This is a genomic window from Clostridia bacterium, from assembly GCA_035628995.1.
Taxonomy (GTDB): Bacteria; Bacillota; Clostridia; order Lutisporales; family Lutisporaceae; genus BRH-c25.
Genome location: DASPIR010000022.1, coordinates 34,307 through 47,421, shown reverse-complemented (window position 1 = coordinate 47,421; position 13,115 = coordinate 34,307). Strand labels below are relative to the sequence as shown.

Below are 13,115 nucleotides of genomic sequence, written 5' to 3'. Positions count from 1 at the left end.
TTACTTCCTCCTTAAATATTAGTTGAATATATAATATTAAGAATACTGTTTAATTAAGAAACCTGATCTTCCTATTAGACATACTCAATAGTTTCGCTCTAATATATTTGCAATTCCCGTGCCAAAGCCCTCGAAGGGATAGAAAAAGCCCCGCAAAATTTTTGCGGGGCTTGAATTCAAATAGTATTTATTGATCTACTAGATTCATATCTGTATTATGTACATGATATTTGCTCATCTTCCTTACAATGGTAGGCTGGCTGACTTTCAACGCCTTTGCCACCTCCCTTGTAGTCTTATATTTCTTAACTGCATTTAGAATAATCTGTCTTTCCACTTCCTCGGTTGCATCCTTCAGGCTCATAACTGAGGGGATTGCAATATCCAGGGAATTGTCTATTTTGTTCAGTATATAGTTTGGAAGGTTCTGCGGCAGAATTGTATCATCATGAGTGATGATTATCAGCCTTTCGATTATATTCTCCAGCTCTCTCACATTTCCAGGCCAGGAATATTTCATAAGGGTTGCCATGGTATTCGGATCAATTCTTTTTTCTACATTGAATTTTTTATTATACTTTTCGAGGAAATACCTTGTCAAAGGTATAATATCTTCAGTCCGTTCCCTAAGAGCCTGTATATGTATAGGTACTACATTCAGCCTGTAGAATAAATCCTCCCTGAACTTTTTTTCCTTTACCATGCTCATTAGATCACGATTGGTTGCAGCTATTATTCGTACATCAACAGTGATGTCTTTCAATCCTCCAACCATTTTGATTTCTTTGTCTTGTATGACATGCAGTATCTTTACCTGCAGATTCAAAGGAAGCTCCCCAATTTCATCCAGAAATATCGTTCCGTGCTGAGCCAGTTGAAACAAGCCTAGCTTTCCTTGTTTTCTGGAGCCTGTGAATGCACCATACTCATACCCGAAAAGCTCTGATTCCAAAAGTGCTTCAGGTATAGCCCCGCAGTTAACCTTAACGAATGGCATATCACTCCTGTCACCAGACATATGTATGTACTTTGCTATTTCCCCTTTACCTACACCGGATTCCCCCGTAATCAAAACGGTTGAATCTATTTGAGCCAGCCGCTTGGCAAGATATGCGACTTCCTTCATCTTCTCACTTTTGACTATGAAATTGCCTATGTTCTCAAGCTGCTCCTCCCGAAGCTCACCCAGCTTGTTCTGAAAATCCTCCAGTTGGTTTCTCAAATATACTAATTCAGTGATATCCCGGGAGGTACTTATTACTTTATATATGTTTCCGCTTTCACCAAATATAGGAGTTCCAGTAGTAAGTATTTTTTTCCCCGACTTATTGCTATGCAATATAGTAGCCTGCTCCTTACTCCTAAAAACCAACTTTGCTACAGAAGGGGAAAAAATACCGCTCTTTTCCAAAGCATCAATACTTTTGCCTATAACATCTTCTCTTTTAACTTCATAAAGAATTTCACAGGCTCTATTGATCCACTGAGTATTCCCATTCATGTCGTCGATAAAAATGGCATCTTGTGTAGAATCCAATACAGATTCCCACTCCGTCACACTAATATCCGGAACACTTCTATTAGCATACCCCGTATAAATCCCTCCCAGCAATCAAGTCTACTCCATACTATTTGATGAATGCATCCGGTTTACAGCTATTATCCTTTTCTATTTCAATAAATATTTATGGAATAATTATACAATAATCAAATCTCATATGCACGTTAAATTAAGCCTCATACCTAACTCACAAAATATCAATCAGCGTCAACCATACTGTTGAACATTTCATAAAGCACTATATTTGTCTTTTTCAAGTTTATCGGTCTTCCCTGCAGGTTAGTAAAGGCGTGCATTGTTTCTCCTTCTGCAAGTATAACCCCATCTGCATTCCTCAATAGTTTATATGTGAAAGTTATTCGTGCAACAGTTATTCCCTTTATAGAAGTCCTTACAACAAGCTCATCGTCATATACTGCAGGACTACGGTATTTGCAATGAGTCTCGGACAATGGAAGCATTACTCCAGCCTCCTCCATTTCCTTGTACGACATGCCGGTTGCCTCACGCAGGAATTCAGTCCTGCCCATTTCAAAATATATATAGTAATTGGGGTGATATATTATCCCCATCTGATCAGTCTCACCATATCTGGTCCTAAGTATTGTATCATGCGTATGCATATCCTCACCATCCTTTTGATTCTGCGCCTTTTTCATAACATTTATTATACCCCTTTACACAGCTAAAGCAAACAAAAAAGCCCTATGTTATCCATAGAGCTTATCTAAATACTATTGATTATAAAACCTTTGTAACACCGCTGTATATAATACCCCGTGCCGTATCCATGGTTACCAGCTGTCCGTCTTTCAAGAGTTTCATCGCATCTTCTACACCGACAATTACCGGTTTCCCAAGGACAATACCTACAATAGCTGCATGAGACGTTATTCCGCCTTCTTCCACAATGAACGCAGAAGCCTTTTCCATCAGCGGTACCATATCCTTGTCTGTTGACCTCGTAACCAGTATGTCGCCTTCCTGGAGCTTATGGCAATCCTTCTCGATATCATCTACCACTGTTATCTTTCCAGTAACCGACTTATCGCCTATTCCTATTCCTTTTGCCAATATCTCTCCGACGATATGAACCTTTATCAGATTGGTAGTTCCAGCTACCCCGGAAGGTATCCCTGCAGTTATTACAACGAGATCTCCGCTCTTTATAAGCTCAGCTGTGACAGCTGCATTTACCGAGAGCTCAATTATTTCATCTGTTACGTCTGATTGGGGCACACTTACGGGATACACCCCGAAGCTCAGACAGAGCTTGCGCATTACATCTTTGTTAGAGGTTGCAGCAATTATCGGCGCCTTAGGCCTGAATTTTGATACCATCCTTGGTGTAGAGCCCGAATCGGTGGGAGTTATTATTGCTGCTGCCTGAAGCTCAAAGGCTGTCGTACAGGAGCTATGGCTGATGGCAGTTGCCACTGTGATTTTTCTTCCAGAAAAACTATGCAGGCTTTTATCGTAGTCCAGCTCTCTCTCAGTTCTCTCAGCTATTGACGACATAGTCCGCACCGTTTCTATAGGATATTTGCCGGCTGCAGTCTCCCCAGAAAGCATTATCGCATCAGTTCCATCAATTATTGAGTTCGCTACGTCAGTCACTTCAGCTCGTGTCGGTCGCGGGTTTCTTATCATAGAATCCAGCATCTGAGTTGCTGTTATAACCGGCTTCCCCATTTCATTGGTTCTCCTAATCAGGAGCTTCTGAATCATGGGCATTTCCTCAGTAGGTATCTCAACCCCAAGGTCTCCTCTTGCAACCATAAGCCCATCACATACTCTGAGAATATCCTCCAGGTTGTCTACGCCCTCTTGGTTTTCTATCTTTGCAATTATCTTTATATGCTTTGCACCGTTCTGCTCAAGCACTTTTCTAATCTCCAGCACATCAGTGGCCTTTCTTATGAAAGACGCAGCGATAAAGTCCACATCATTTTCTATTCCAAAAATAAGGTCTGCAATGTCCTTCTCTGTAATTGCCGGCAGTTTTGATGTGGCACCTGGTATGTTTACATTTTTCCTGTCCCCCAATGTGCCACCGTTTACTACCTCGCAAATTACATCAGTGTCATTTTTCTCCAGTACCTTAAGCTCTATAACTCCGTCTGCTATGAGTATTCTTGAGCCGATTGACACTTCTCTGGGCAGCTCTTTATAGGTTATGCTGCACTGTGCGTTGTCACCCTGCACATCTTTTATTGTCAGAGTAAATTTCTGGCCCTTCTCCAACTCTGCTTTTCCATCCTTGAAACATCCAAGCCTTACTTCAGGCCCTTTTGTATCCAGCATGATTGCAATGGGTATTTCAAGCCTCTCTCTGACCTTCTTAATCGCATCAATCCTTTTCTTATGCTCAGCGTGATCTCCATGAGAAAAATTGAGTCTTGCAACATTCATCCCTGCTGTGATGAGCTGCTCAATCATTTCTTCGCTTTCGGTCACCGGACCTATAGTACATACAATCTTAGTTTTCCTCATACTATTTTACATTCCATTTCTCAAGCTTCTTTTCTATGAGCTTTTTTTGAAGTCTTGCATATCTCGGGAGTCCATTTTCCATACGAATCTTGACTTCCCCCATTATTAAAGGCCTCATATAGTCTATTAGCGGTTGCTTAACAAAATTTCCCTCTTCATTCATCCATTCAGCAGGAATCTTCTTCTCTATATTGGCAACATCATTAAGGTCAATAAGCTGTGTTTCGCAGGTGTACTCCTTGCCCTTGCCCCTTGCCATCCCGACCATCTTGCCAGTATGGCCTTCTATAGCGTATCTAACAGCCATTTGACCGCACAAGAAGCTTTCCTCATTGTCTGTGAGGGATGCCCAGTGAGCAGCGCATCTCTGTATACTGCTGTAATTTACTATTCTGACTTTCTTGCATACATTCTCTGTTATGTACTGCTGAAGCACTTCACTAGCTCCTCCAAGCTGAACATGTCCGAAGGCGTCTTTAATTGCATTTGGAGTTCCCATTTCGGAAATATATTTCCCTTCCTTTGTCCTGATGCCTTCAGATACAGCAACCACTGCATAGTCATATTTCTGTATTGCCGACTTAACGTCTTCGCCGAATTTCTCCAATGAAAAAGGTACTTCCGGCAAATATATGAAATGAGGAGCATCATCTTCAAATTCCTTTGCCAACGCGGAGGATGCAGTAATCCAGCCTGCATTTCTTCCCATCAGCTCGCATATTGTAACTGTAGGATAATCATATACTCTAGCATCGAGGCCAACCTCTTTTATTGATGTTGCAATAAACTTTGCAGCACTTCCGAATCCAGGAGTATGGTCTGTAATAGGCAAATCATTATCTATAGTCTTGGGTACCCCTACAGCTCTAAGCTCATATCCAACTCTCCTGGCGTATTGGCTGACCTTGTTCGCCGTATCCATCGAGTCGTTACCGCCTATATAGAAGAAATATTTTATATCATGTGCTTCAAATACATCTATAATCCTTCTATAATCCTTTTCACTTGCCTCTATTGATTTCAGCTTATATCTGCAGGATCCAAGGGCAGATGCAGGTGTAACCTTCATCAGCTCTATCTCCTCCGGCGATTCGTCATTGAATAGAAAAAGGTCCTCATTAAGTATTCCGAATACGCCATGGAGCGCACCATAAACCTTATCAATCTCCCCCGATTTGAAGGCCTCCTGTATAACCCCGCAAGCGCTTGCATTTATTACAGAGGTTGGTCCCCCAGACTGTGCAACCAAGCAATTTCCCTTTAATGTAGTCATAAAAAATCTCTCCTTCTTCAAATATATATGTTATATTATTGTACGGGCGAACACTGTTCGCCCCTACCCGCGCGCAACTCGAAACCCGTAACGCGTAACCATTTCCACAGAGCCCTACAGTAATATTTATACCGAGCTGCTGGACAAGTCCGCCGCAAGCTCATAAAGCTCACTCTGAAACTCCTTTTTCAGACTTAAGGCTTCTCCGATTTCCATGTCTATAATTTTATTATTCTTTAATCCCACTACCCTGCTTGACTTTTCTTCTGCTAACAGCTCGACAGCTCTTGCTCCAAGCCTGCTTGCCAGCACTCTGTCAAAGGCAGTTGTGTTTCCGCCTCTTTGTATATATCCAAGTATAGTTGCCCTTACCTCTATATCAATATTATCCATTATCTGCTTCTCTAGCTGTTTTGCGTCTCCTACCCCTTCAGCCAGAATTATGATGCTGTGCAGTTTGCCCTTGTTCTTTCTCTCCACCAGCAGCTTGCATATATTTTCAAGCTTGAATTTCACTTCAGGTACAATTATGCCTTCAGCCCCTCCGGCCAAGCCTGCGTACAAGGCTATATCACCTGAATTCCTACCCATAACTTCTATGATACTGACCCTTTCGTGGGAGGTAGAGGTGTCTCTGATTTTATTTATAGCATCCAGCACATTGTTTACAGCTGTATCAAAGCCAATTGTATAGTCTGTATAGGCTAAATCGTTGTCAATTGTACCGGGCACCCCTATACATGCAATACCTTTTTCTGAAAGCCTTTTGGCACCTGCAAAGGAGCCATCCCCTCCTATTACTACAAGACCCTCAATATTAAATATCTTCGCCATATTAGCCGCCCTGCACTGTCCCTCTTCCGTCTTGAACTCCTCGCTTCTTGCTGTCTGCAGTATGGTACCGCCTCTATGTACTATATCTGAAACAGAAGACTCGTCCATTTTAACGAAATCGCCGTTAATAAGTCCCCTATAACCTTTTCTCACCCCAAAGACATCGAACCCCTTATGTATGCCCATTCTTACAACCGCACGTACAGCGGCATTCATTCCCGGTGCGTCCCCTCCGCTTGTCAATACTGCAATATTCTTCATACTCATTCCCCCTTTTTGTCCTGCATGGCCATAATGCGTCCCAATATTGTATAAAAAAATTCTCCGCTATAATATTCATAGCCAACCAAGTTATTAATAACCTAGCTCGTAAAGTATATTGTGTGCTTCCTCCACTTCTGATTCAAGTACCAATATTTCAAAATAGCTATCCTCATCACCAGTGTTCTTGCTCACTGGCTGCTGTCTTACAAGAACACCTTCGTTTGTCATTAACTCGCTGACCTTATCAGCGATTCTCTTGTTCTTTGCCAAGTATACAACTGTCCACATACTTGCTGCCTCCTTTATTGAAACCCCTGGCACGTTCAATCCATCGTATATCGATATGCAAGTAAATTCTATTTCTAGTGATAATTTTAAATGAAATGCCCTTTAATATCAAGCCTATTATATACAATATATTGGTAAATTTGCCTCAAAGAATCACAATTCTTCAAATAGCACATGAGTTCTATTACAGGGCACTAGTGCTTATTAACATATCAGCTTTCTATTCAATCAAAATGTTAATAATGCACTTCATTGATGTTGTGCCCTGCTGCCAGATATTAATTCTATTACAGGGCACCTGTTATTCTTCCCATTTTTCACTATTACATTACTTGACCGCTACGCAATCAGAACCTGCAACCTCTTTCAAATCAACCAGCAGCTTGTCATCTATATCAACCCAAATACTGCTGTCAGCTTTCATTACCAAGCTTTTCCCATTTGTCTTGCTAGCCTCGTTTACTAAAATCACCGGCTGTATACCTTTATATTCACACAGTACTCTTTTCAATTTATCCATTATCTCAGGCTGAAGCTCAGTGTTGATCTTTATATAAAGCTTCTTGCCCGCATATTTTTTTATAGGTTTTACAGTGTCACATATTATTTTTGCAGCTTCCTCTTCCTTCTGGCTGATTCTGCCTTCAACCAGTACTATTGTATCCTGAATAAGCAGATTCTTGCACCTTTCATATATTTTGGGGAAAATAATTATTTCAATAGTTCCATATAAGTCTTCCAGTTCCACAAATGCCATCATATTATTGGTTTTTGTGGTCTTCTGCTTCACAGATACTATAATGCCCCCCATTGTTACCCTCTTGCCGTCCAACTCAAAGTTGTCCCCGGTCTCCGGTGCTTCAGCCTCAGTGTCGGTTGTGAGCTCCGCCGTAGTCATTGTGACTGATGCTTCTAGCTCTAACTTATATTCTTCAAGAGGATGCCCGCTGATATACAGCCCCAACATCTCTTTTTCCATTGCCAGCAGGTTTCTCTGCGGGTATTCGTTTATTTCAGGATAAATATTTCCAACTATGTCCTCACTATCTTCCATTGTATCAAAAAATGAAATCTGGCCTTCCACATTGCTTTTCTTCAGTCCTTGTATGCTCTCCATAAGCTTTTCGTATACTGCCAGCATCCGACTCCTGTATACATTGAAGCAGTCAAAAGCGCCGCACTTTATAAGGCTCTCTACTGTTCTCTTGTTTATTACACCGTAATCAACTTTCTGCAGGAAATCATAAAGTCCCTCAAACCGACCCTTTTCCTGCCTTGCTCTAATTATGGACAGAATTGCATTGATGCCGACATTTTTTACAGCTGCCAACCCAAATCTTATCTTGTTCTCTTTTACGGTAAAGCTTACGGTGCTTTCATTCACATCAGGGGGAAGCACTTCTATACCCATTGATTTACAGTGCTGGATATACTCAGCTACCTTTTTACTGCTGCCCATGAAACTGGTTATCAGCGCTGCAGTAAATTCAACCGGATAATAATACTTGAGCCATGCTGTCTGATAAGCGATTATAGCATATGCAGCCGCATGGGACTTATTGAAGCCATAACCGGCGAACTTAGCCACCTCGTCAAAAATATCTGCCGCGATCTGAGCTGGAATGCCATTTCTGACACAGCCTGCCACTATAATATTTCCATCTTCATCAACTATACCATTAATGAAGTTCTCCCTTTCCTTTGCCATTACATCGGCCTTCTTTTTTCCCATAGCCCTTCTCACAAGGTCGGATCTGCCCATGGAATAACCACCCAAGTCCCTCACTATCTGCATTACCTGCTCCTGATATATGATGCAGCCGTAGGTAACATCCAGTATATGCTCCAAGGTCGGGTGCATATACTGAAGCTCGTCAGGATTGTGCTTGTTTCTTATATATTTAGGAATCTGATCCATAGCTCCAGGTCTATACAGAGATATTCCGGCTATTATATCCTCCAGGCAATTAGGCTTCAGCTCCTTCATGCACTGTGTCATACCTCCGCTTTCCAGCTGAAACACACCGTAGGTTTCACCCTGTGATATCATCTTGTATACGCCAGGATCATCATAGTCCATATTATCTATGTCTGGTACTTCTATTCCCCTTGCCCTCATAAGCTCAAGGGTGTCTCTTATTACCGTGAGGGTTCTGAGCCCCAGAAAGTCCATTTTCAAAAGTCCCAGCTCTTCCAAGGTTCCCATGGTGAACTGAGTTGTTATTACATCATCATTCATTTGCAGCGGCACATATTCCGTCACTGCTTTCTTGGAAATAACCACTCCCGCTGCGTGGGTGGAGCTGTGTCTTGGCATTCCCTCCACTGCCTTTGACATGTCAATCAGATGCCTGGCGCTCTCATCCTCTTCATACAGCGTTTTTAACTCAGCGCTTATCTCCAGCGCCCTGCCTATCGTCATCCCAATCTCAAATGGAATCTTCTTTGCAATCAAATCCACTTGTGCATATGGAATGTTTAAAGCTCTGCCCACATCCCTTATGGCAGCCCTTGCAGCCATTGTACCAAAAGTAATTATCTGAGCCACCCTGTCCTTACCATACTTTCCTACAACATAATCAATAACTTCCTGGCGCCTCTCATAGCAGAAGTCAACGTCGAAGTCCGGCATGCTTACCCTTTCAGGATTTAAGAACCTCTCAAATATAAGATTGTACTTAATCGGGTCAATATTTGTTATACCAAGACAGTATGCCACGAGACTCCCAGCTCCCGAGCCCCTGCCTGGCCCTACCATTATACCGTTGTCTTTAGCAAACTTTACATAATCCCAGACAATAAGATAATAATCAGCATACCCCATCTTCGTTATGACAGATAGCTCGTATTCCGCTCTTTCCCTAAGTTCATCCGATATCTCTATATATTTCTTCTCCAAGCCGTCATAGCAAAGCTTCCTGATATAGGTATCGGAGGTATAACTTTCAGGAACCTCAAAAGACGGCAGATGCACTTGTCCAAAATCAAAGTCCATGCTGCATTTATCTGCAACTTTTATTGTATTTTCCAAAGCCTCCGGAATATATTTGAAAAGCTCGTACATCTCATCAGCAGTTTTCAAATAGAACTCCTGCCCCTGAAATTTGAGTCTGCCCTCATCTTCAACTGTCTTTCCTGTCTGAATGCACAGCAATATGTCCTGTGCCACAGAATCTTCCTTTTCCACATAGTGGACATCATTTGTAGCAACCAAAGGTATTCCTGTTTCCCTGGAGAGTTTTATGACCTCCTGGTTTACTAATGACTGTTCCTTTATCCCATGATCCTGAAGCTCCAGATAGAAGTTTCCCTCACCGAAAATCTCATTATAAGACAACGCCGCACTTTTAGCAGCTTCATAGTTTCCATCCATTATACGACCGGGTATTGCTCCTGCAAGGCAGGCGCTTAATGCAATAAGTCCCCCTGAATATTTTCGCAGTGCTTCCATGTCCACTCTCGGCTTATAGTAAAAGCCCTCAGTAAAGGCCATGGATACAAGCTTGATAAGATTACTGTAGCCTTCTTCATCCTTTACAAGCAGCACCAGATGATATTGACTGCTGTCTTGCTTTGGGTCCCTATCCCGCATTGTTCTTGGAGCAACATATACCTCACAGCCTATCACAGGCTTTATGCCTTGCTTTTTTGCCTGCTTGTAAAAATCCACCACGCCATACATAACACCATGGTCAGTAATCGCTACCGATTCCATGCCCAGCTCTTTAGCTTTTGCAACAAGGCCTTCTACCCTGCCTGCTCCATCTAACAGACTGTACTCTGTATGCACATGAAGATGAACAAAGTTTTTCATCATTATTTCTCCTATTTTGAAAAAAGCACATATGATAACATATGCGCCTGTATTCTCTCTATATAGTCACTATAATACTATGATATTACAAAATCCCCTTTACTTCAATCTTTTGTTTAGCTCTTCACCCAGCTTTTCGTAGCCTGACTTGCCCAGAAGCGCAAACATATTCTTCTTGTATTCCTCAACTCCCGGCTGATCAAAAGGATTCACCCCAAGCAAATAGCCGCTTATGCCGCATGCCTTTTCAAAGAAATATACCATTTTCCCAAAGTAGTGTTCATTGACTTCTGGTATGTTCAATATATTTATAGGCACGCCTCCATCCATGTGGGCAAGCATAGTGCCCTGATAGGCCTTCTTGTTGACGTAGTCCATAGTCTTTCCACTTACAAAATTCAGGCCATCCAGGTTTTCCTCATCATTGATTATCTCTACCTCCAGCTTAGGTTTTTCCACATTGAGGATGGTTTCAAACATATTTCTGGTACCATCCTGCAGGAACTGTCCCAAGGAATGCAAATCAGTAGAGAAATCCATCGAAGCAGGGAATATACCCTTCCCGTCCTTCCCTTCGCTTTCTCCGTAAAGCTGCTTCCACCACTCAGCAAAAAAGTGCATAGAAGGCTCATAGTTTATCATGACTTCTATGGCTTTGCCTTTTCTGCCAAGTGCGCTTCTTACAGCCGCATACTGGTAGCATGGGTTTTTTTCCAACTCCGGCTCATAGTACTCTTCCCAAGCATCTCTGGCCCCTTCAAGTATGCTCTTCACATCAATTCCTGCTGCTGCTACAGGCAGGAGTCCCACTGGAGTAAGCACTGAGTACCTGCCCCCTATATCATCCGCTATTACAAAGGTCTCATACCCTTCTGCAGTTGCAAGCTTTTTAAGCGCACCCCTGGAAGCATCTGTAATAGCATAAATCCTCTTAGCTGCTTCAGTCCTTCCATACTTCTCCTCCAAATATGCCTTCACAAATCTGAAGGCTATTGCAGGCTCTGTAGTAGTTCCAGACTTTGAGACTACACATGCACTGACGCTTTTCCCTTCTATAGCTTCCATAAGCTGCTTGAAATATGCTCCGCTTATATTGTTGCCGAGGAAATATATCTCAGGAGCATTTCTCTTATTTTTAGGCAGCAGGTTGTGAAAGGAATGTCCCAGCAGTTCTACCGCAGCCCTTGCGCCTAGATATGAGCCGCCGATGCCTATTACAAGCAGCACCTCTGAGAAATCCCTTATCCTCTGAGCTGCCTTCAATATCCTGTCAAGTTCATCCTTATCGTAATTTTTTGGATAGTCCACCCAGCCTAGAAAGTCATTTCCCGCTCCTGTCTTCCCATGGAGCATATTATGGGCAGACTTCACATATTCTCCTAAATATGCAATCTCATGGTCCTTAACCATAGAGTTTGAATAATCAAAACCAAGTTTTTTCATAATAATTTCGCCTCCGCCAATACTTTCTCATCAGAATCATTATACTGGATATGATATGCAATTTCCATAATAATAATTTACTGGAAATTGTGCGATTAGTTATAAAAGTCTACAAATTAAAAAAGATAGCGACATCGAATCACTATCTTGAAATATACTACATATTATTTCCAAGGAAGGCCGCTCCCAGTATGCCTGCTTCATTTCCCAGCTGTGCCAGCACAATATCCCCATACTTTATATTGGGCGTAAAGAACATCTTACCTACTTCAACCTTTAACCGTTCAATCAGATAGTCCCCAGCCCTGGATACCCCGCCGCCTATTGCAATTATTTCAGGGTCCAATATGTTGCATACGTTTATTATTCCAATGGAAAGGTATTTGATCATCCTTTCTACTGTTTCCTTGCCAAGCTGATCTCCTTCCTTGGCAGCGTCAAAAATCATCTTTGCATTGATATTCTCTGTTTTACCGGCAGCCCTATCCAGAATTGTCGACTTCAACTTGTCTTTTTCAAGCCTGTGTATTGCATATTTTATCATTGCAGTTGCCGATGCAAAAGTCTCAAGACAACCGTTATTGCCGCAGTTGCATTTATAAAAGTTGTCCCCAATTATCATGTGTCCTATCTCAGAGCCTGCAAAATGGCTTCCGCTATAAACCTTATGATTGATTATGATGCCCGAGCCTATACCAGTTCCGATTGTAATAAATACCGAATTATCCACATTTCTTGTGGAACCGAATAAGCTTTCAGCCAAGCCTGCTACTGTAGCATCATTTTCAATATACACCGGTTTCTTGAAATACTCCTTCAGCTCTACACCCAAAGGAATGTTGTTCCAGAATAAATTTGTACAGTATATAACATGTCCGCTCTTGTAATTCATAAGTCCCGGGGCACCAATGCCTATGGACTCTATATCCTCAACTCCGCTTCCATAATCTTTTAGAAGCTTTTCTATCTGTTTTTCCATATCCTTAATTATGAGTCTGTAATCTCTTCCTGCCTTGGTATCTATTGAGGATTGGATAAGTATCCTTCCATCCCGGTCTACCAAGCCTGCTTTAATTGCCGTACCACCCAAGTCAATTCCGACTAACATTGCTGCACCTCCAAATATATCTTCGAAGACTTTTCTC

General features: G+C 42.0%; 9 protein-coding genes. All 9 read right to left on the bottom strand.

All coding sequences use genetic code 11. From position 1 onward, the window contains the following. Window positions 1-187: 187 nt before the first annotated feature. Window positions 188-1,612: a sigma 54-interacting transcriptional regulator gene (locus VEB00_06670; protein HYF82694.1), complete on the bottom strand. Its 1,425-nt coding sequence runs from the start codon at window positions 1,610-1,612 to the stop codon at window positions 188-190. A gap of 146 nt (window positions 1,613-1,758) precedes the next feature. Then, window positions 1,759-2,220: a thioesterase family protein gene (locus VEB00_06665; GenBank protein ID HYF82693.1), complete on the bottom strand. Its 462-nt coding sequence runs from the start codon at window positions 2,218-2,220 to the stop codon at window positions 1,759-1,761. A gap of 82 nt (window positions 2,221-2,302) precedes the next feature. Continuing rightward, window positions 2,303-4,054, bottom strand: coding sequence for a pyruvate kinase (gene pyk / locus VEB00_06660; GenBank protein ID HYF82692.1), 1,752 nt, complete (start codon window positions 4,052-4,054; stop codon window positions 2,303-2,305). Window position 4,055: 1 nt separating this feature from the next. Beyond that, a complete protein-coding gene (locus VEB00_06655) occupies window positions 4,056-5,327 on the bottom strand; it encodes a 6-phosphofructokinase (protein ID HYF82691.1) in 1,272 nt (423 codons plus the stop codon). A gap of 126 nt (window positions 5,328-5,453) precedes the next feature. Further along, entirely contained in the window at window positions 5,454-6,422 is a 969-nt protein-coding gene (pfkA, locus tag VEB00_06650) for a 6-phosphofructokinase (protein ID HYF82690.1), read from the bottom strand. Window positions 6,423-6,515: 93 nt separating this feature from the next. Further along, the gene (locus tag VEB00_06645) at window positions 6,516-6,713 is read right to left on the bottom strand and encodes a hypothetical protein (protein HYF82689.1); all 198 of its coding nucleotides are present in this window, start codon (window positions 6,711-6,713) and stop codon (window positions 6,516-6,518) included. Window positions 6,714-7,041: 328 nt separating this feature from the next. Then, window positions 7,042-10,530: a DNA polymerase III subunit alpha gene (locus VEB00_06640; GenBank protein ID HYF82688.1), complete on the bottom strand. Its 3,489-nt coding sequence runs from the start codon at window positions 10,528-10,530 to the stop codon at window positions 7,042-7,044. A gap of 96 nt (window positions 10,531-10,626) precedes the next feature. Continuing rightward, window positions 10,627-11,970 (bottom strand): glucose-6-phosphate isomerase, encoded by a 1,344-nt coding sequence (locus tag VEB00_06635; protein HYF82687.1) that lies wholly within the window; start codon window positions 11,968-11,970, stop codon window positions 10,627-10,629. A gap of 157 nt (window positions 11,971-12,127) precedes the next feature. Then, window positions 12,128-13,078, bottom strand: coding sequence for an ROK family glucokinase (locus VEB00_06630; GenBank protein HYF82686.1), 951 nt, complete (start codon window positions 13,076-13,078; stop codon window positions 12,128-12,130). Window positions 13,079-13,115: the final 37 nt, after the last annotated feature.

Excerpts from the sequence above, each read along its gene's own strand:
- VEB00_06665 (HYF82693.1), bottom strand. The coding sequence starts at position 2,220 with ATGAAAAAGGCGCAGAATCAAAAGGATGGTGAGGATATGCATACGCAT.
- pyk (HYF82692.1), bottom strand. The coding sequence starts at position 4,054 with ATGAGGAAAACTAAGATTGTATGTACTATAGGTCCGGTGACCGAAAGC.
- VEB00_06655 (HYF82691.1), bottom strand. The coding sequence starts at position 5,327 with ATGACTACATTAAAGGGAAATTGCTTGGTTGCACAGTCTGGGGGACCA.
- pfkA (HYF82690.1), bottom strand. The coding sequence starts at position 6,422 with ATGAAGAATATTGCAGTATTGACAAGCGGAGGGGACGCACCGGGAATG.
- VEB00_06645 (HYF82689.1), bottom strand. The coding sequence starts at position 6,713 with ATGTGGACAGTTGTATACTTGGCAAAGAACAAGAGAATCGCTGATAAG.
- VEB00_06640 (HYF82688.1), bottom strand. The coding sequence starts at position 10,530 with ATGATGAAAAACTTTGTTCATCTTCATGTGCATACAGAGTACAGTCTG.
- VEB00_06635 (HYF82687.1), bottom strand. The coding sequence starts at position 11,970 with ATGAAAAAACTTGGTTTTGATTATTCAAACTCTATGGTTAAGGACCAT.
- VEB00_06630 (HYF82686.1), bottom strand. The coding sequence starts at position 13,078 with ATGTTAGTCGGAATTGACTTGGGTGGTACGGCAATTAAAGCAGGCTTG.